Here is a 19,273-nt window from a genome sequence, read left to right on the forward strand (position 1 = left end):
ACACTGGAAACCGTCGCCGCGATTTGCGACACTGCTCCCATGGACCCGGCGGAAATCGCCGCCCTGTAATTGCGGCCGAGCTAAGGCCGAAGAACAAAGTTACACCAGTTCCCGGGACACAATCCTTTTTGCCACATCCTCACCTTTGGTCAGGATCGGCAGTTTTCGTCTCACTTTTGCATTTTCGCATAGGCGGGAGCATGTAGCGGGCGGTGTGCTTGGTGAGCTTCACGACGTGAAGGCGACCTGCTTGCCCGTAATTGCGCACCGTCTGCGGTGTCACGCCCAGGTGATCCGCCAGCTCATCGGCACGCAGGAGAGGAGTCTCGAGGTCGATCTCGTGGTGGAGATCATCGGGAAGGTTTTCGATTTTTCGCAGAATTTCGCCCACGTGGTAGCGTGGGGATGTGTGAAAATCGGAAGTTGGGATCTCCGCATCGGCCAAGGCAATGCGGGCCGTGGCCCGGTCAACCCGCCAACGGCGGGCAATTTGAGAAATAGTCGTGTAGGTCATAGCCAGTCGTCCGCACAATTAATAAAGTGCGAACTCCGAGTTTTGTCTGACAAAAGACTGTATAGGCCGAGTTTGACAGGTCATCCAACAGAGTTCGCAAGACCACATCAGGCCGTGGTTAGCCCAAGACGTGCCTGCGAAAAGCAAGCAGCCTCAATCAAAAATCATGTTAGATGACCTTTAAGGCGATCCGCTCTATCGTCGGGGCCCGAGGCTCACTGAAGAACCTTGTCGCTACTGAATATATTTCAACTATGATGTACTGTCCAGATGCCAAGATCCTGAAATTTTGCCTGGCCTAGGCGGGACGGAGTGTACTGGACGCCGTAGAATTTCTGCTAGGAATTCCGACGCCTCTAAAGAGCTCAAATATTGACCCATCGTTCATCTCCACGCTGCCCTGCAAACAGAAAATCTGCGGCAGAAGCCGGAGACCTGAACTGGATCGCCTCGCCGACCACCAAGTCGGCAGGTCGTGTGAGGCAGCCGGGCTGCGCGCTATTTTTCCCGAATGAGTAAGATTCTCCGAATATTTTGCATGCATAAGGGTCCAGCCTGATCGCTTTCAGGTTTGGACGGCATTGTCAGGTTGTTGAGCCCGACCGACCCTTTTAGCGCGATGGCATGTTGAATCTTTCTGATCTTTCCCGCCTCAAGGGTTTCCGTTTCCCGCGCTCAGTCATCGGCTACGCGGTTTGGGCATACCATCGTTTTACCCTCAGCCTGCGTGACGTTGAGGATCTTCTGGCGGCGCGGGGCATCACGGTTTCCTACGAAACGATCCGGGACTGGGTCGCGCGCTTCGGTGTTCAGTTCGCGGCCAAGGTCCGGCGGGATCGACCCTGCTCTTCCGACAAATGGCACATCGACGAAGTCGTCGTGCCGATCAAGGGTCGCAAACATTGGATTTGGCGCGCCGTCGATGCCAGCGGGGATGTACTTGATATCCTGGTTCAGCCCCGCCGCAACAAGGCGGCTGGGCTGCGAAGGCGGACTTGGCACCGGGGATCGAGCATCGCCAACACAAAGGATTGAACAATCGCGCCGAGGCTTCGCACCGGCACACGAGGCGGCGAGAGAAGATCATGGGCCTCCTCAAAATTGAGCTACCACGCCAGGGCACAAAATTCAGGATAGTCCCCGCCACCGTCTTTCAGCCCGTTCCTATCGCCATGCACGAACCGATGCGTTGTATCCGCCGTCCCCGTGCCATTGAATTGTTCCAGCAGCGTGTTTTGACTTGTTCTTGGTTGGGCGCGAGCGAGCTCTTCAAGGAGTCCCGGGCGAGCTCATTTCGGCTGGAACGGAGGCGGCGTAGGCCCATGGCATAAGGGCATCGATGTCTTTATCGAGATGCCCTTGCGCCAGCTTGTTAAACAGGTCGAGCAGATAGGCGTAAGGTTCGACGCCGTTCATTTTGCAGGAGCCAATCAGGCTGGCATATCGAGCCCAGCAACGGGCCCCGTCATCATGACCGGCAAACAGCGCGTTGCGGCGGTTCATAGCCTGGCTTCGGATGGCGTTCTCGACAAGGTTGGAATCCATGTCGACATGTCCATCATCCAAAAAGAGACGAAAGCCGTCCTGCCGCTTGAGCATGTAGGCGATTGCCTTGCCCAGATCGGATTTGCGTGAGACGCGGGCCGCTTGCGCCGTCAGCCAGGCGAAGAACTCATCGACCAGCGGGCGGGATCGCTCTTGCCGCACTGCATGGCGATGATCATGCGGCATACCCCGGATGCCGCCCTCGATCCGGTAAAGCGCAGCGATGCGCAGCAAGGCCTCATCGACAATCGGCGATCCGGCCTTGGGCTTGGCTTTGATCAGCGACCTTCGCCCATGAGACCAGCAATACGCCAGCTTCAGCGGCTTGCCATCCTGTCGCTTGGGTGTCGACAGGGCGGTGTAGCCCGCATAGGCATCGACCTGGATGGTTCCATTGAAGCCCTTGAGAATTTCTGCAGCGTATTCGCCTTTGCGGCCGGGGCGATAGTGGAACACAACACCAGGCGGTGCGGGCCCGTTCCACCCCCGGTCATCGCGCAGGATCGCCCAGAAATACCCGGTCTTGGTCTTGCCGCGGCCGGGGTCCAGCACCGGGGCGGTGGTTTCGTCGACATAAAGCCGTGTGCTGCCCTTCAGCAGCAGCTCCGCCATCCGGTCGACCACCGGCGCGATCAGCGCCCCGGTGCGCCCCATCCAGTCCGACAGGACGGACCGGTCGATCGGCACGCCATTGCGCGCCATGGCCACGGCCTGGCGGTTCAATGGCATGTGTTCGCAATATTTGGCGAGGGCGATCTGGGCCAGCAGGGCCTCGGTCGGCCAGCTGTTTTCCAGAAGATGCGCGGGGGCTTTGGCTTGCACCACCCCCGCCCGCCCCTTGGGGCAGGCGTATTTGGGCCGAACCGTGACGATGACCTGATAGCGGGCCGGAATGTAATCCAGCCGGTTGCTGCGATCCTCCCCGATCTTGACCATATCGCCACAGCCGCACGGGCAGGCAATGCTATCGGGCTCGATCACCCGTTCGACCCTTGGCAGATTGGCCGGCAGGCTGCGTGGCTTGCGCGGTTTGCGGGCTTTCTTGTCCTTCTCCGGGTTTTGCTGTTTGAGTTTATCTTCGATGGAGGCGATGTCTGCCTGCGTTTCCGCGATGGCGGTTTCCAGATCTTCCAGCGCCAGTTCGAGCTGATCGGAGTTCAGCTTTTCGGATTTTGGCCCAAACCTGGTGCGACGGTGATCGGCCACCTGGCTTTCCAGCTTCTCGACCATTGCCTTCAACTCGGCGATGAAGGTGTCTTTCTCAGCGCCGATAACCTGTTCGTGTTGCCGCGCGGCCCGCTCGACCGAGGCCTCGAACTGCGCCTTTTCAAGCGCGGCCTGCTGCGCCTCAAAGGCCTTCACGACCTCGGGCGGCAGACCGGGAAACTGGCGTAGATCAAACGGCTGCGACATGGGCTTTTCTACCCCGACGGGACAGAAAAGCCCAATAAAACATGGCTCAAAGCATGCCCTGAGTCACCCTGCCGCAGCGGGCGCAACAACCGGCTTTGCCACCATCCGCCGCCAATCGAGACCTTCGAACAGGGCCTCATACTGAGCCCGGGTCAGATGCATGATCCCGTCCTGGATTTTCGGCCAGACGAAATTGGAAACTTCCAGGCGTTTGTAGATCAGAACCAGGCCAGTTCCGTCCCAGACCAGGATCTTCAATTTGTCCCCACGCTTGGACCGGAACACCAAGGTCAGACCGGAATGCGGGTCAAGCCCCAACTCATTCTGCACCGTAGCTGCCAGCCCATCGTGGCCGCGCCGAAAATCCACCGGCTTGGTCGCGATCACGATCGGCAACCGCTGCCCCGCAATAATCACGACGTCCCTCGCACGGCCCGGATCAATGCCGCGGCCCGTGCCACATCTGCAGCGGCGGGAATACGGACCACGACATCCGACCCGATCTCTACCGTCAGCGCGTCACATGCTGGGTCCTGTACCGCTTCTGACGGAGCTGCCTCGACCTGCGATGTCAGAGCGATCTGCAGCGGCACGAAGGCCGGTTCCGGATCATTGACGGCCGTTTCGGCCTGGGAAACTGACGCCATCAAATCCTCAGGCAGAACCAGCTTGCCCTGACGCGCCAGACGGCGCCAATCCGAAAGCTGGTGCGGAATGATGTCATGCCGTCTGGCCACATCGACAACCCGCGCCCCCGGCTGAAAACTCTCGGCCACAATCCGCGCCTTCTCATCATCCGGCCAACGCCGGTTCCCCCGACGCGGCTCGGCAACCTCGCACGGCCCTACAAATCCACTGACGTCTGCCATGTTTACCTCCATCTCCATGGAGTACAGGTCGCCAAATTCGGCGCGGAACGGAATCTATGAAATCAATGGGAACGGGACGGCGCTTACGATGCGTTTTATCTTTGGACCGAATATTCAAACGAGCTGGTCGCCTGAAATCAGTACGAGGCTCCTTTCCCGCGGTTTGTCAAAAATAACCTGACAATGCCAAGCCGCCTGATTTCTTTGCCGCAAAATGAAAGCATTGGCTGATGTCACCGTTTGTGCGACTATACGCGTGAGCGCTCCGAGTTGTCATTTGACCACTGTTCTTCAGAACTCATAGAAGCCCGCCACGGACTCTCACAACTTTCGCGGACAGCGCTTGACCCTTTTCTGCGGCCACCTCAATCGTCTCTTCGGCCAATCGAGCCGCTAAGTAGGCAGCGTTGAAACTGTCCCCCGCGCCGGTCGTGTCCAGGGGCGATACAGGCACAGGTCTAGGTAGATCAATATCGCCCCCGTCGGCAGTTGCGGCGAGTATTCGGCCCGTCCCGTATGTTGCAACCACTTAGAATTGTCACCGGCTTTGCAAAGTAGAAATGTCACTACTGGGCGCTGCGGGAGCAAGGCTTTTCAGCCCGTAGACGTCATATATCGGAGGGCTGAAAAGCCTTGCGGATTGCGGGTCTGAGGTGTCGAGGATAGCGTGGTGACATGCTTCCGACGCTCAAACTTCACTCAGATGCTGATGTCCTGAAACACTCGCCGCTGGTGCGTGGGATGACGCTTGCGTTGCGTTATGCCAACGAAAACGGCGGGATCGGGCTGACGCAATCAGGCGCCTTCAACCGCAAGTTTGTGCATTGGGCTGCGGAACACTTCGAATGGCCAGATTACACCGCCACCGAGTTATTCGAAATGAACAAGGTGCTGGATGAATACAAAATGCCACCTTTGTTCCCGGTGCATGGGTTGCTGCGTCATCTGAAGCTTCTTCGTCGTTACAAGGGTAAGCTGGTTGCGACTAAGAAAGGACGGGAGATAGCGGAAGCATCTGACGTCTTTTTTGATCTGACCGCTCCGGTTTATCTTTATCGGTTCATCCATGATGAACGGATCGAAGCCCGGGGTGGTCCCTTTGGCAACTGGGACATCTTTCTGAACGTGATCAACGTCGAGGCGCGGGCAGGGTGTACCTTAGCACATCTTCTCAAAACGCTTTACGGGTGGGAAGAAAAGGACCGCTACGATCCGGAGCACAGCGACATGCGGTTTGCGCTGAAATTCTGCGTCTTGCAGCCACTGTGTTGGCTCGGCCTGCTTTGGGAAGATCGGGAGGGGCTGAGGATTTGGGACGACGGCACATTTTACAAGACGCCACTCTGGCACGCAGCCCTTAAACTCGAAACCGATGGTCAGGCCGCTTTACGCCTTGTCTGATGCCACAGCTGCCGCATCCTGCTCGGCGTGTTTGCGCTCGTAATAGGCGTCCAGCTTCGAAGGTCTTCCTGGCGATCTGCGGCCTGTTGGCTCATAGCGTGTGCGCTGCTTGCCCGCGCGCCGTTTTTTGGGTGGCGCCTTGTCCTGTTCATGCTTGATGAACTCGAGCACCGCGCTCAAATGCTTGTTCTCGGTGATCGCGGCATGGGTCACGCGCTGATCCTTGTCGAAGACGGAGTAGGGGAGCGAGACGCCCTTCCAACGGAACTCCAGCTGGCCATCGGGGAACTCGTAACAATCCACATATTTGCCCGGCAGCCCGCGCGTGACGTCGTTCTCTTCGAGGATGATCCTTCGCCGATCATAGGAAAACGCCAGTTGCTGGCTGACATAGCGTTCGTCGCGCAAACATAGAATGCCACGCAGCCGATCCGGTTCGACGTTTAGGGCTCGGTGCAGGTTATCTGGTCGACGTGGCACCTTGGCGAACTTCGCATTGTAGCGCTCGATAAAGCCGGGCAGGAAGGCGTTGCCTGCCTCCATGTCCGAGATACCAGCAAGCCGCAGTTCCTTCACCAACCGGTCCTGTAATGTGCGGTTGGCACGCTCGACGCGACCCTTGGCCTGCGAGCTGTTGGCGCAAAGGATCTCTATGTTGAGCTCATTCATCGCCCGGCCGAATTGGGTCATGCCATGGCCGGACTTCGCACCTTGCTGCGCGACCCGGAACACCGCGTGCTTGTCGGAATAGAAGGCTACCGGGCGACCATGATCGGCCAGGTAACCCTTCAGGGCTTCAAAGTAACTGAACGTGCTTTCCGACTTCACAAACCGCAGCTGCATCAGAGTACTGGTGGCATCGTCGATGAAGACGAGCAGAGTGCAGGACGGGGCACGATCCTCGAACCAACGGTGATCCGATCCGTCGATCTGAACGAGCTCGCCAAAGCATTCCCGACGCAACCGCGGCTGGTGGAATGTGCGCCGCTGTTTCCGCGACTGCCAGAGCCCATCCTCGACCATCCACTTGCGCAATGTCTCGCGCGACACTTTCAGCCCGTGAAGTTCTTCCAACTTCTCGGCTGCCAGTGTCGGACCAAAATCCGCAAACTGTTCGCGAACCAACGAAACGGCAAACTCACGCAAGCCGGGGTCGATCCGACGGTTCGATGGTCGACCCCGTGCCTTATGACGGATTGATGCAGCACCTTCGGTCTCGAGCCGCTTCAGCAGCCTGTGAACCTGTCGTCGGCTCAGCCCGAGCACATTGGCCGCGGCAACGGCCGACATCCGCCCCTGGGAAACCTGACTGAGGATCTCAATCCGATTCAGCTCGCGCTCGCTCATTACAACCCATCCCACGGTCACTCTCCAATCCTTCCTCAACGAAAGGGAAGTGTGACACTTCTAATTTGCAGATGTGGGACATTTTAACTTTGCGCGTACACCGTAACTGCACATAATGATAATTATGTAATATTTTGGCGGATACTGCACAGGCCGCATCTGCAATGGATACGGTTTGACCCTCATCATGCGGTCTCGCTAGGACACGATTTCGCCATCTGGAGATCATCGAAATGAGATATGCGCAGAAGTTGGTGACGTCTGATCAGGCGGCAGCTTGAAGTTGGCGGAGGCCGTCGCGGAACTCAACCCCTTGGATGATCTCGGGCAGGCGGTTCCGGCCGTCGAGTTTGCGCCATTTCTTCTGCGCCGACATCATCAACTTGAACGCCATAGCCAGCCCGGTTTTGCGGCTGAGGCATCCCTTGGTGCGTTTCGTGCGGTGCCGGACGGTGGCGAAGGTGCTTTCGATCGGATTTGACGTTCGGATGTGCTTCCAGACCTTATGATCGCATTCGACGTCAAATAGACCGGCGGCCTCTCCTTCGGCATTCTGCAACGAGGGTTGTGCCAGTTTTTTGGCGCAGAGCCTCAAGAATGGAGGAGAGACCAAGTGAAGGATAGCATATTTATTGGCCTAGACGTCCACAAAGCCACAATCTCAGTAGCTGTTGCTGATGGCGAGCGCGGTGGGGAGGTTCGGGACTGGGGCAAGCTGCCCAATCGGCCAGATCGTGTCCGCAAGCTTGCCGAGCAACTGGGCGCCAAAGGTCATCAGTTATATTTCTGTTATGAAGCGGGGCCTTGTGGTTATGGCCTTTACCGAGAGCTCGTTGAGCTTGGACATGATTGCATGGTTGTCGCCCCCTCGCTCATTCCTGTGAAAGCAGGCGACCGTGTGAAGACCGATCGTCGTGATGCACGGATGCTTGCCAAATTACATCGAGCCAACGAATTAACCGCCGTTTGGGTTCCGGACGTTGAGCATGAAGCGATGCGTGACCTTGTGCGCGCACGTGCGACGGCCGTGCGTGTCGCAAACCAGGCCCGCCAACATGGGGTAGTGTATGGATGCCCCCGGTTTTGCAAGGATTTCCTGAGCTGATTTCCAGCGATTTGATTGCGGTCGTGTATTCGGCCTCGTGTTGCGGCTTTTACGCGCCGCGGGCCATGATGGTCAGTTCGCTGATTGGGTCCAATTCGATTCCGCGGGCTGTAAGCGCCCTACCCCTATCTGGCTTTCCAATCAGGATCTGTTCAATCGACGTCCATCACTTCAGAGCATTCCTTGCCATCTGCCCACTTAATGCAAGCGGGACAGAAGCTTATGCGGCCACCTCCTGATTTGACTGGTAGCCTTGTTCTCTGGTGATCATTGCCCAAATCTGGCGGGCCATTCTATTGGCGAGTGCCACAGCGGCCACCATCTTTGGTTTGCGGTCCAGCTTGTCTTGTAGCCAAGGATGGCAGCGTTTGCCGCGCCGCGCGGCGGCGGCAATGCAGCTCATCGCGCCGATAATCAGCGCGCGGCGAATGTCCTTTTGACCCATTTTACTGGTCTGTCCAAGTCGGGTTTTGCCTCCCGTCGAATGCTGTTTGGGGACCAAACCAAGCCAAGCCGCGAAGTCCCGCCCTTTTTCAAAGCACTTCATGTCTGGCGCAAACGCTTCGATCACCATCGCGGCAATCGGCCCAATGCCGGGCATGGTTTGCAACCGTCGTGCCTTTGGACTGTCGGCGCAATGGCTCTTGATCCGCCCGGTGAGCGTATCGACCTCTTCCGAGAGCTGGTCGATGCGGTTGAAATGCAACTTGGCCATCGTCACGACCAGTTCCGGAAGATCAGGATGGACATCGACCAGCTTCCGGAGCCGCTCAACATTCTTCAACCCAACAGGTGCAATCAGCCCGAATTCCGCAAGATGGCCGCGCAAGGCGTTCACGGTTGCAGTGCGTTGCTCCAACAGCTGGTCCCGTGTGCGCATCATCATGGTCAGTGCCTGGGTTTCAGCGGATTTTGGCACGACAAAGGACATGTTGGGCCGCAGCGCAGCTTCGGTGATGGCCTCCGCATCTGCCGCATCATTCTTGTGGCGCTTTACGAATGGCTTGACATAGATCGGTGGAATGAGCCTCACTTCATGACCCAACGACATCAGTTCGCGTGCCCAATAATGGGCTGTCGCGCAGGCTTCCATGGCGAAAAGGCTGCGTGGATGTTCGGCGCAAAACTTGGCAAATTGTGGTCGGCTCAATTTCTTCCGAAACACAACCTGTCCATCCCGGCGCGCGCCGTGCAGCTGGAAAACGTTCTTTGCCAGATCAACGCCAATGATGATATCTTCTTCCATGGGTGCTCCCTTTCTCTTTGGTGGTGGTTGAATAACCACCATGGCACATCGCGATGCCGTTCGAGGAGGGGGCATCCACCGCATCAATTCCGGTAGGGGGCAGGATTGTATCATAAGGTCTGCCGCCCTCATGTTTCTTCATTTCAAGAGACGCCGTGATCACTTTTGGGAGACGGTGTGACGCAACCTCATCTCTGTTTGTCGCGCTGCAACGCATTTTAGGTCAGCCAGGACCTGGCATTTCAGGCTCATCTAAATGTGGGGAGCGCACGGGCTGCTGGACTTCGTTTTCAACTTCACCGACGGATCGGGGACGGGCTGGCTGCATGGCGGGCGAGGATGCACCTTTAGAGGCATTGAGAACATCGAGCCAGTCCTTGCTGGGCTGCGTGCTGCCCTCGACCCGTGAGGCCGGCGCAAGACGCGTCACCTGCGGCAGAAGCCCGGCGAGCTGCCTGTGCAGGACATCCCCCGCGGCGTCATTGTCGAAACCTGACAGCACCTGCCGACCCTCGGCCAGCTTGACGAGGGCCGTCTCCGTTCTCGGCCCGAACCCACCGCCGGTGCTGACATAGATCGTGTCCTCCCAGGATTCGAGTTCCGCAAGCGCGAGGGCGTCGAGGCCGCCTTCGAACACCACCATGCGCGTGGCGGTTTTCTGATTGCCGAGGACGGAGACCGTCTTCAGGCCACCCTTGGCGAAGCGCGCGGTGTTCTTCCGCCCATCCTTCTCCCACCGCTGTTCGAACCCTACGATATCGCCGGTCTCGGGGTTGCGATGGGCGAAGTAGATGCCGCCAAAGGCGCCACAGCGCACATCGGCTCGAAAGCGCTGGAGCGTCGATGTCGAGATGCCCCGATCCTCTGCATAGGTCCGCTGATCCTCGATATAGGGCGCGTCCTCCCATCTGCGCCGGGCCTCGGTGTGGTCCCGTGGGCTGTCGCCCCGGCGGTGCGCTGCCGTGGGCGCCGGTTTCGGGGTGTCGGCACCCATGATCTCGCGGAACGCCTTGCGCGCATCACCCAAGGTGGATCCGGCGTTGTCCGACAGCCAGAGGTCGATGACCGAGCCAGAGGCGCCGGTCTTGTTATTCGTCCAGACCCAGACCGCCTCTTTCCGCGTCGCTTTGATGGTCTCAGCACCCCGCACATAGGTGCGCCGATCCCGGCCCTGCGGGTCGTTGTGCCCGTCTTTGTGTTTGCGGGCGTAGGACCAGCCACCGCGTGCGGCAACCTCATCGACATGGACGGCACGCATCTTGTCCAACTCATGATGGTCGTTCTCTTTGATCACCTGAGCGATCCGCCGCTTCTTGCTGCTGTCGCCGCGATCGACGTCCGGTGCGGGTTGCGGGTTCGCGACGCTCCGGCGATCTGGCAGTTCTGCTGTGATCCGCTTTTCTTCCCCGCGCGCCACGGTCCGTAGGGCCGACCGGACGGGGTCACGCCCGGAACCGATGGCGTCGATCACGGCTCTGGCTTCAGCTGTCTTGATCTCGACTTCGGTCGCGGCTTCTGCCCGTTCTGCGTCATTTTCCTCGATCGCCTGATCTCGGTGGGCGATGGTCTCCTGGGCCGCCATCTGCGCCGCCCGGGCGTCGGTATCGATCCGGCGCTGCTGACGCTCCAGACGGTCAAGGATCGCATCACACTGGGCCTGAATATCCTTCGGGACGCCATGTACGGACAGACCGGCCCGCGCCGCCTCAAGCGATATCAGGCGCACGAAGTCAGATGACCCCTCAGGTCGCACGGAGGACCATCCCTTTGCCTTGGCGATCGCAATCATGGCCGCGCGCGTCTCCCGAGTGCTGCGCGATGTCGAGAGGCGGTCGCCATGATCGACCAGGGTCACGTTGTCCCTGAAGGTGATCTGAGGGTGGACATCCTGCAGATCGACAAAGCGGACCGCCTCAGACACGGCGGGATCGAGATGGAGATCACAGTAAATACGGCGCAAGAGGGTCAGCTTGAACGCCGAGGATGCGGTTGCTTTTCGATCTTCCTCCGAGAACACCCCGGATAGGCTTTCTATCTCCTTATGATCTCCTTTGCGATCATTGACGTATGCGCCGCCCGGATCTTCATAGGCCCCGAGCCGTGCCTCCATCCTGCCGATGGAGAACTTCGACCCAAAGGCCGAGGCTTTCGCGAATTCGGTGCTGCCCAGGATGCCGATCCGCGCGCCGGACCCGGCCCTGTAATATCGCAGCCCGAGCGCCCCGAGTTCGGCGTGAAGGCCCTGCCAGTCCCGCGCGGAGGCAACGACCTCTGCAAACCGGGCCTTCAGGGCGTTGGGGATGCTGTGTTCGAATGACTCGATCCCGATCGATTTCTCAAACTTTCGGGCGCCGGAGGTTTTTGGCCTCTGCCCGGCGTCCCGGGCAGCCTGCTTCTTGTCCCAGGCCTCCGGGTTGGGCTTCAACGCGACTGCGCCGTCGGCCGAGACATCGAAGTCAAACCGGCCCCGGTCATGCGACCAGCCTTGTGCCAGTTCGATCTCGCGGCAAGCCTTTTCGATCCGGAGATGATCATTCGACTTTGACCAGACCTTTCCGGTGATGGGGTGAACGGTGTTACAGACCAAGTGGACGTGTCGCCGTTTTGTGTCGTGATGCGTCCCGATGACGATCTGATGGTCCTCGAGCCTCAGGCTGCGGATCATGTGGTCCGCGGCCTCAATCATCTGGTCGTCCGTCGGCTGCTCCAGTTCATGCCAACTGAGGACCAGATGGTAATACGGTTTAATGCACCTGCTGTTCAGCTCGGACGTAAGGCGCATGTCCTCGGCCGCGTTCTGCCAGTCGCTTGAGGCGAGGTTGCGCAGCTCTACGCGGGCCGCCTTGCCGCAGACATAGGCCACGCCAGGCTTGAAGGCGTCCGGGCGGCCACCGGACCCCTTCTCCCCCTCTCTCTTGATCGCCTCGCCGATCATGCCAGCAGGGCCCGGATCTCTGCGGAGGCCTTCTCAACAGCGGCGATGGCATCATGAATCACGCGCATGTCATCGGCCGAAAAGACGGTGAGACGCCCTGCGTTCGCGGCATAGGCGAGTTGGTTCAAGTTGGAGCCTTGCTTTCCCAGCTCGCCTTTGATGCGCAGCAGGTCATGGCGCTCGCGGCGCTCAAGCTCGGCCTCACCGAAGACGAAAGCAGCATGATAATCACGGTGGTTCGTAAACCCGGCCCTGCGTGCCCGCGCGATGAACCGGTGCAGCTCTTCATCGTCCACCCGCTGCTGAAGGAGGTTGTTCCTTCTCCGGCGGTTTGATCTCTGTTTCCCGTCACCTGACCGTGCCATGTCCGCTCAGCCCCAATTCGCCCTTCTTCCTTTTTATGACCCCTCCGTGAAAAAACCTAACGCACCCCTTCCCCTAACGCCCATAGCTGATCCCGCCGACGCCATCTGGCGGAGAAGGAGATCAGCCCATCACCGCTGAACGAAACATCCGATTTGGCCGCCGTCGGTCAGGAACGGCGGCTCGGCGCAGAGGCCTCGAGCTTCGAGAAAGAGATACATCCCCCAAGCCGTGGTACCGGCGAGGCATGCGGCAACAAGGGCACCGACCACGGCCGCGACAATAAGCTGCCGCCGGGAGATGCGGTCGGCTGTCGTGATCGATTTTTGCGCCGCGTTTCGGGCGATCTTGTCGGAGGCCTGCTCAATGATCCGTGCGATCGCTTTCTGCGCCTCGGCGCTGGCGATCGGGCCGGCACGGTCCGGGATCGCTTGCAACTCGTCCAGAACGCGCTCGACGTATCGCAAGGTATCAATCCGGCCCGACCTGATTGCGCGGTCATAGTAATCGAGAACCATGATGACCGGCCAGAGTTCGTCCCGCGGGGAGAGACCAAGACCCGCCTTAACCCCCAACAACCGGGCCCGGTCTTGTTCGGTAGGTGCGCGACGGTAGATCTGGGTGAACAAGTCTTCCGGAAGCTCGGTCATTCGATAAGCCCAGCAATCTTCATCTGCTCGGACCAGGACCTGACAGCTGCCTTTACGCGCATCTTCTGAAGCGTGGAAAGCTTATCCGAGGTTTGTGCGGTGATCAGGTTCAGGGATCCGTTCTCCAGAATATCATTCACACGGGGGTCGAGCCGGATCATGTCGATAATGGCTGCCCCGCGCGCTTCGAGATCAGCTTTGACCTGGGTCGTGTCGAACAATCTGAAATCGCGGTCCTCGCGCCAGTTGCGTACGACGATCCAGCGCGTGGCATCTGGGAGGGCCGCCAGTTCCGCCTTGAGTGCGACGAGCGGCGACCGGGTCTGATCGATCACGAAGACAATAGTCAATTCGGCGTCGATCTCGGTCAGCAGCAATTCGAGGCTGAACCCATCTTCAGAAGCGCCGCCCTGATTCAGCTTCTTTGTGACGTCCGAGCCCCGCGCGGGCAAATCAATCAGGACATCCCCTGGGCTTTCCGCGATGACGTCAAAGAGGGCATTGCGGCCTGTGGGTGTCATGACGTTGATGCAGTGGACATCCAGTTTCCCGTCTTGAAACGCCGCGTGGAGGCCCGGGTTTTTGTTGTCGCCATCGACCAATGTGACCGGTAGGCCATTCTGGAGCATCACGGCGGCCATCCGCTTTGCGACTTCGGTTTTGCCGACGCCGCCTTTGTCCCCATGTATGAAAAAAATCCGCTTCACAGGTCGCCTCCTTGATCTCGAAAATCGGATGCGGGGGCCTCTTTTTGACCCTTTGTCATGCCCTTGTCCGGGACGGCCTGTATCCTGGTTTCCGCAGGACCGGTCCGGCGCGTCCATGACCGTGTCGGCGCGATCCCGGCCTGAGTTCTGGCGCGGCGCACGTAGGTTTTAAACGTGTTCACCTTGAACTGCTCGCCATCCGGGAGCGTCTTGTTGAGTTCGGCGCAGATCTCTTCCAGAGAGAACCCAGCCGTCATCTTCGCGTGTATATCCTTGATCAGGCCGGTGACGAAATCGGCCCTTGTCAGTTTCTTCTCCCGTTGCGCCGACATCGACTTGAGCGCTGCCTTCGCGTCTTTCAGGTGTTCCGGTTTGAGTGCCATGCTGTTATCCTCGCTCTACACGGCAAGTGTCTTCGATGACCGTGAAAATACGAAAATAAATCTTCGGAATCCTCTTCCGGAATGACCTGCTGCCTAGCAGGGTATGGCGACGGTAAACCGTCCCCCCCTGATCCAGCAGCGGCGGCGACACTGAGGTGTCTTCTTCTCGCAGGATGGGGAACTTGTCGGCGCCGGGGGCTTCTCCGCGGTGCGTTTGGGGCAGTAGGGGAAGAGAGAATAACACAAGGCGAAACAGGTCTTGCACCGATGGACCGGGAGATGGGCTTCGGCGGGCACCATTTTGGGGCAGACCCTAGATGACGCCCTAAGCGTGATCTCTGTGCCGTTTAACGATGTCAGTGACGGTATTTTTGGAAATGCCGAGATCGCGCGCAATCCATCGGTATGATTTGCCGTCTTGAACGGCCTGCAGCACCTTCGGGGCTAGCTTATCAGACTTGGGTCGCTGTCCCGGCTGTCGCCCAAGCTTTTTGCCGCGGGCCCGTGCAGCGGCCAGGCCGGATTTCACGCGCTCGCTGAGAAGGTCGCGCTCGAATTGGGCGATCCCGGCCAGCATTGTGGCCATCATCCGACCGTGAGGTGTATCGAGCTCGAAGGTCATGCCGTTCATAGCCACGACCGAGACTTTCCAGCCCGCAAGGCGATTGAGGGTATCGAGCAGGTCCTGAGTGGACCGCCCCCACCGGGAAAGCTCGCTGACCAGAATGGCGTCTATATGCCGGGCCTGCGCGAGATTGAGGATCTGATTGCGGGCGGCGCGATTGGCTGAGGCCCCGGAGGCCGTTTCCTTGAACATGCCGACCACGTCATAGCCGCCGCGTTCCGCAAATGCGGTCAGTTCCGCGACCTGCCGCTCACAGGACTGATCAGAAGTCGAAACTCTGGCGTAGATGGCCGCGCGGTTTTTCATATCCTATCGCTCTGCTGCTTGAGGATGTGTCCCAATTGAACCCCCTCGGAATTTGGCCTTGCAAGCCTTTGATATTGCTGGTGCGGATTTTGTCCTGAACAGACTAATGACTAACAAGGACAAGGCCACATGCCAAGACGCTCTATTCTGACCGCGCGCCAACGCGCGGCGCTGATCGACCTTCCGAAAGACGAAGCCGGCATCCTCCACCACTACACGCTGTCGGATCATGACATCGAAATCATTCGGACCCGTCGCCATGCACGCAATCGCCTCGGCTTTGCTCTTCAGCTTTGTGCGTTCCGGTATCCTGGCCGACTGTTGGTGTCGGGTGAGGTCATTCCGGAGGCCGTCAGTCGCTTCATCGCCGCACAGCTTGGCGAAGAGATGGATGAGCTTTCCCATTACGCTGAGACCGACGTAACGCGGCGAAGGCATCTGGTCGACTTGCGCCAAGCCTACGGCTTCAGGATGTTCTCCGGTCACCGCGCACGCGAGCTGAAGGCCTGGCTTGCGGGTGAGGCGGAGAACGCGACTACCAACCATGATTTTGCCCGCCGATTTGTCGATGAGTGCCGCCGGACCAGAACCATCCTGCCGGGCGTGTCCGTGATCGAGCGCCTCTGCGCGGATGCGCTGGTCGCGGCGGAACGTCGGATCGATAGCGCCATCGTAGCCCGGCTGGATGAGCCGATGAAAGCCCGCCTTGATGCCCTGCTTACGGATATGGTCGAGGGCAAGGTCAGCCGGTTCGTCTGGCTGCGCCAATTCGAGGTGGGTCAGAACTCGGCCGATGCCAGTCGCCTGCTCGACCGGCTGGAATTTCTGCATCAGATGAACCTGTCGCCTGACATCCTTTCGGGCATTCCACCCCATCGGGTGACCCGCCTGCAGCGTCAGGGGGAACGCTATTTTGCCGATGGCCTGCGCGACATCAGCAGTGATCGCCGCCTGGCCATCCTCGCGGTCTGCGCGGTCGCATGGCGTGCGGCGCTTGCGGACGCGGTCATCGAGACCCACGATCGGATCGTGGGCAAGACATGGCAGGGTGCCAAGAAGCTCTGCGATGCCAAGATCGCTGACGCAAAGACGGCGGTGCAGGACACCCTGCGCGCCTTCAAATCCCTTGGTGCCGCCTTGCTCGACGCCAGAAGCGATGGCGCGCCCTTGGATCAGGCGACGGAACTGGCCTGCGGGTGGGAACGGCTTGAAGGCTTGGTGGCCATCGCCGCCGAGTTGACGGACACGATGGCCGCTGACCCCTTGGCGCATGTTGGCCAAGGCTATCACCGGTTCCGGCGCTATGCCCCGCGCATGCTGCGCGCGTTGGATATCCAGGCGGCGGGTGTCGCAGCGCCCTTGCTGCAGGCCAGCACGCTGATCGCGGACGATCAGAGACCCGAGGAACGACCGGTTGGCTTCCTGCGACGCAGTTCGAAATGGCACCGCCATCTGAACGCTGAGGACGGTGACGGCCATCGGCTCTGGGAAGTGGCGGTGTTGTTCCACCTGCGGGATGCGTTCCGCTCCGGCGATATCTGGGTGCCTCATTCCCGACGCTACAGCGATCTGAAACAGGCTCTGGTTCCCGCCGAGGCGGTGAAGGATATGCCAAGATTGGCCGTGCCGCTTGATCCGGAAGCCTGGCTTGCCGACCGCAAGGCACGCATGACCGAAGGCCTGACGCGGCTGGCAAAGGCAGCGCGTGACGGGGCCATCCCCGGCGGCTCGATCGAGAACGGCATCCTGAAACTCGACCGCCTGAGTGCGGCGGTGCCGCAAGAGGCGGACGAGCTGGTGCTCGATCTCTACGACCGGCTGCCCGCCGTACGGATCACCGAGCTGATGCAGGAGGTCGATGCGGATATCGGCTTCACGGAAACCTTCATCAGTGCGCAAACCGGCGCGCGCTGCAAAGACCAGATCGGCATGCTGACGGTGTTGCTGGCCGAGGGCCTGAACCTCGGGCTCAGCAAGATGGCCGAGGCGACCAACACCCATGATTACTTCCAGCTTTCCCGTCTGTCGCGATGGCATGTGGAGAGCGACGCCATCAACCAGGCCCTCGCCATGGTGATCGAGGCGCAATCCCGCCTGCCCATGGCCAGGTTTTGGGGTGGTGGCATGACTGCCTCCAGCGATGGGCAATTCTTCCCCGCCGCCCGGCAGGGCGAAGCGATGAACCTCATCAACGCGAAATACGGCTCCGAGCCGGGCCTCAAGGCCTACACCCATGTCTCCGATCAGTTCGGCCCTTTCGCGACCCAGAACATTCCCGCCACCGTGAGCGAGGCACCCTATATCCTGGACGGGCTGTTGATGAACGAGGCGGGGCGGAAGATCACAGAGCAATATGCTGACACCGGCGGGTTCACCGATCACGTCTTTGCCGTAACCTCGCTGCTTGGGTTCCGATTCATCCCGCGGATCCGTGACCTGCCATCCAGACGGATCTACCTCTTCGACCCGGCGTCAGCGCCAAACGAATTGCGCAGCCTGATCGGTGGCAAGATCCGAGAGGGCCTTGTCGTCCAGAACTGGCCCGGTGTGCTGCGGTCTGCCGCCACGATGGTGACAGGCGTCATACCGCCCAGTCAGTTGCTCAAGAAGTTCGCCGCCTATCCGCGCCAGCACGAGTTAGCTCTGGCGCTCCGCGAAATCGGCCGCGTCGAGCGCACCCTCTTCATCATCGAGTGGCTCCTCGACGCCGACATGCAGCGGCGGGCCCAGATTGGCCTGAATAAGGGCGAGGCACATCACGCTCTGAAAAACGCCCTGCGCATCGGGCGGCAGGGCGAAATCCGGGATCGTACAGCCGAAGGGCAGCACTACCGCATGGCCGGTCTCAACCTGCTCGCCGCCATCATCATCTACTGGAACACCAAGCACCTCGGTCAGGCTGTAGCCGCGCGGCAGCGGGCCGGGTTGAATTGCGATCCCGCTCTGCTCGCGCACATCTCCCCGCTCGGATGGGCCCACATCCTGCTCACCGGCGAATACCGGTGGCGGCGGTAAGCCAGGGTGAAGTTGTGAAGTAATCACCCCCAATTTCTTGCCACCTTCACAGCCACGAAACGCGCGCACCACGCTCACCGCCACAATGAAGGCAACCACAGGGCTCAAATTGAAGGGGTGTAGGGGGCGTCAGAGCCTTGTGATACGATCCTGCCCCCTACCGGAATCCACCCCAACATCTTCAGAGCTTTCTGCTGAGACATGGCCGCCAGTACCCCGGCAAGAAGAGTTGGACCAAGGCCTATCGACGTTGGTTGTCGACAAACCGTTTTGAGCATTCAGCTCAGCAGATCGTTTTCCAGGATTACATTCACGCGGTGACCGACGCCGAAGCACGCGTCGCGCGGCTTGAAGCGCAGATTGCAGAGTTACTCCCGGATTGGAGCCTCGCGACCGTTGTTCAGGCGATACAGGCCATGCGCGGAGTTGCCTTCATTGTCGCCGTCACCGTGGTTGCAGAAGTTGGAGACTTCCGCAGGTTCGCAACGCCTCGCCAGCTTATGGCCTATCTCGGCCTAACCCCCACCGAACATTCCAGTGGCAACACGGTCAGGCGTGGCGGCATAACGAAAGTCGGCAGCAGCTTGGCGCGCCGCGTGTTGATTGAAGGCGCCTGGAGCTACAGGATGCAACCGCGTGTCGGTCGCAAGCAGGTAGACCGGATGGAGGGCCTCCCGCAAGGCGTGCGCGACATCGCCTGGAAAGGTCAGATGCGAATGTGCCGACGCTACAAGCACCTCGTGGCGTGCGGCAAGCCGACAGTGGTGGCCAACACCGCGATTGCACGAGAGATGGTTGGCTTCATCGGGAGTATCCTGAATTTTGTGCGCTGACGTGGTAACTGCTCGA

The 19,273-nt window shown here is 59.6% G+C and carries 15 protein-coding genes and 4 pseudogenes; 5 read left to right on the forward strand and 14 right to left on the reverse strand.

Translation table 11 applies throughout. The annotated features are described in order from the left end of the window. Positions 1 to 139: 139 nt before the first annotated feature. Positions 140 to 514 carry a hypothetical protein gene (locus AAFO90_RS18015; protein ID WP_347510253.1) on the reverse strand — a complete coding sequence of 125 codons (375 nt, stop codon included), beginning with the start codon at positions 512 to 514 and terminating at the stop codon, positions 140 to 142. Between the two features lie 624 nt (positions 515 to 1,138). On the opposite strand from AAFO90_RS18015, the pseudogene AAFO90_RS18020 reads away from it, so the two are divergent. Further along, positions 1,139 to 1,730 (forward strand): annotated as a pseudogene (locus AAFO90_RS18020) (IS6 family transposase). Positions 1,731 to 1,783: 53 nt separating this feature from the next. Here AAFO90_RS18020 and AAFO90_RS18025 read toward each other — a convergent pair. From AAFO90_RS18025 to AAFO90_RS18040, 4 genes are all read right to left on the reverse strand, one after another. Next, on the reverse strand, positions 1,784 to 3,472 hold the full coding sequence (locus AAFO90_RS18025) for an IS66 family transposase (protein ID WP_347510254.1): 1,689 nt from the start codon (positions 3,470 to 3,472) through the stop codon (positions 1,784 to 1,786). A 63-nt stretch (positions 3,473 to 3,535) separates the two neighbouring features. Then, positions 3,536 to 3,859, reverse strand: a complete 324-nt coding sequence (gene tnpB, locus AAFO90_RS18030) for an IS66 family insertion sequence element accessory protein TnpB (protein WP_347510255.1) — start codon at positions 3,857 to 3,859, stop codon at positions 3,536 to 3,538. A gap of 26 nt (positions 3,860 to 3,885) precedes the next feature. Beyond that, positions 3,886 to 4,341: a transposase gene (locus AAFO90_RS18035; protein ID WP_347510256.1), complete on the reverse strand. Its 456-nt coding sequence runs from the start codon at positions 4,339 to 4,341 to the stop codon at positions 3,886 to 3,888. 298 nt (positions 4,342 to 4,639) lie between these two features. After that, positions 4,640 to 4,870, reverse strand: a complete 231-nt coding sequence (locus AAFO90_RS18040; protein ID WP_347510257.1) for a PfkB family carbohydrate kinase — start codon at positions 4,868 to 4,870, stop codon at positions 4,640 to 4,642. A gap of 146 nt (positions 4,871 to 5,016) precedes the next feature. Here AAFO90_RS18040 and AAFO90_RS18045 point away from each other — a divergent pair, with 146 nt between their 5' ends. Next, complete coding sequence (locus AAFO90_RS18045) at positions 5,017 to 5,742, forward strand: hypothetical protein (RefSeq protein WP_347510258.1); 726 nt, start codon at positions 5,017 to 5,019, stop codon at positions 5,740 to 5,742. On the opposite strand, the gene AAFO90_RS18050 is transcribed toward AAFO90_RS18045, so the two are convergent. After that, the gene (locus AAFO90_RS18050; protein ID WP_347510275.1) at positions 5,728 to 7,104 is read right to left on the reverse strand and encodes an ISNCY family transposase; all 1,377 of its coding nucleotides are present in this window, start codon (positions 7,102 to 7,104) and stop codon (positions 5,728 to 5,730) included. The two genes, AAFO90_RS18045 and AAFO90_RS18050, sit on opposite strands and share 15 nt — an antisense overlap. 250 nt (positions 7,105 to 7,354) lie before the next feature. Continuing rightward, a pseudogene (locus AAFO90_RS18055) lies at positions 7,355 to 7,600 on the reverse strand (IS256 family transposase); the annotation flags it as partial. Positions 7,601 to 7,702: 102 nt separating this feature from the next. Here AAFO90_RS18055 and AAFO90_RS18060 point away from each other — a divergent pair. Then, positions 7,703 to 8,143 (forward strand): annotated as a pseudogene (locus tag AAFO90_RS18060) (transposase); the annotation flags it as partial. A 271-nt stretch (positions 8,144 to 8,414) separates the two neighbouring features. Here the strand turns inward: AAFO90_RS18060 and AAFO90_RS18065 are convergent. The 7 genes from AAFO90_RS18065 to AAFO90_RS18095 all read right to left on the reverse strand — a co-directional run bounded on the left by AAFO90_RS18065 (position 8,415) and on the right by AAFO90_RS18095 (position 15,409). After that, positions 8,415 to 9,440 carry an IS110 family transposase gene (locus AAFO90_RS18065; protein ID WP_347510259.1) on the reverse strand — a complete coding sequence of 342 codons (1,026 nt, stop codon included), beginning with the start codon at positions 9,438 to 9,440 and terminating at the stop codon, positions 8,415 to 8,417. Between the two features lie 223 nt (positions 9,441 to 9,663). Further along, positions 9,664 to 12,375: a relaxase/mobilization nuclease domain-containing protein gene (locus tag AAFO90_RS18070; RefSeq protein ID WP_347510260.1), complete on the reverse strand. Its 2,712-nt coding sequence runs from the start codon at positions 12,373 to 12,375 to the stop codon at positions 9,664 to 9,666. After that, positions 12,372 to 12,671 carry a hypothetical protein gene (locus AAFO90_RS18075; protein ID WP_085633405.1) on the reverse strand — a complete coding sequence of 100 codons (300 nt, stop codon included), beginning with the start codon at positions 12,669 to 12,671 and terminating at the stop codon, positions 12,372 to 12,374. The genes AAFO90_RS18070 and AAFO90_RS18075 overlap by 4 nt, the downstream gene beginning before the upstream one ends. A gap of 198 nt (positions 12,672 to 12,869) precedes the next feature. After that, on the reverse strand, positions 12,870 to 13,388 hold the full coding sequence (locus tag AAFO90_RS18080; RefSeq protein WP_347510261.1) for a hypothetical protein: 519 nt from the start codon (positions 13,386 to 13,388) through the stop codon (positions 12,870 to 12,872). Beyond that, positions 13,385 to 14,095 carry a hypothetical protein gene (locus AAFO90_RS18085; RefSeq protein WP_347510262.1) on the reverse strand — a complete coding sequence of 237 codons (711 nt, stop codon included), beginning with the start codon at positions 14,093 to 14,095 and terminating at the stop codon, positions 13,385 to 13,387. Before AAFO90_RS18085 ends, AAFO90_RS18080 begins: the two co-directional genes overlap by 4 nt. Next, on the reverse strand, positions 14,092 to 14,478 hold the full coding sequence (locus AAFO90_RS18090; protein WP_347510263.1) for a hypothetical protein: 387 nt from the start codon (positions 14,476 to 14,478) through the stop codon (positions 14,092 to 14,094). Before AAFO90_RS18090 ends, AAFO90_RS18085 begins: the two co-directional genes overlap by 4 nt. 325 nt (positions 14,479 to 14,803) lie before the next feature. Beyond that, on the reverse strand, positions 14,804 to 15,409 hold the full coding sequence (locus tag AAFO90_RS18095; RefSeq protein WP_347510264.1) for a recombinase family protein: 606 nt from the start codon (positions 15,407 to 15,409) through the stop codon (positions 14,804 to 14,806). 129 nt (positions 15,410 to 15,538) lie between these two features. Between AAFO90_RS18095 and AAFO90_RS18100 the strand changes: the two genes are divergently transcribed. Together AAFO90_RS18100 and AAFO90_RS18105 are read left to right on the forward strand one after the other, a co-directional pair. Then, the gene (locus AAFO90_RS18100; protein WP_347510265.1) at positions 15,539 to 18,424 is read left to right on the forward strand and encodes a Tn3 family transposase; all 2,886 of its coding nucleotides are present in this window, start codon (positions 15,539 to 15,541) and stop codon (positions 18,422 to 18,424) included. A 185-nt stretch (positions 18,425 to 18,609) separates the two neighbouring features. Continuing rightward, positions 18,610 to 19,257: pseudogene (locus AAFO90_RS18105) on the forward strand (IS110 family transposase); the annotation flags it as partial. Between the last annotated feature and the right edge of the window lie 16 nt (positions 19,258 to 19,273).

Origin of the sequence: Phaeobacter sp. CAU 1743 (assembly GCF_039839315.1) — a bacterium.
GTDB classification, from domain to species: Bacteria; Pseudomonadota; Alphaproteobacteria; order Rhodobacterales; family Rhodobacteraceae; genus Phycobacter; species Phycobacter gallaeciensis_A.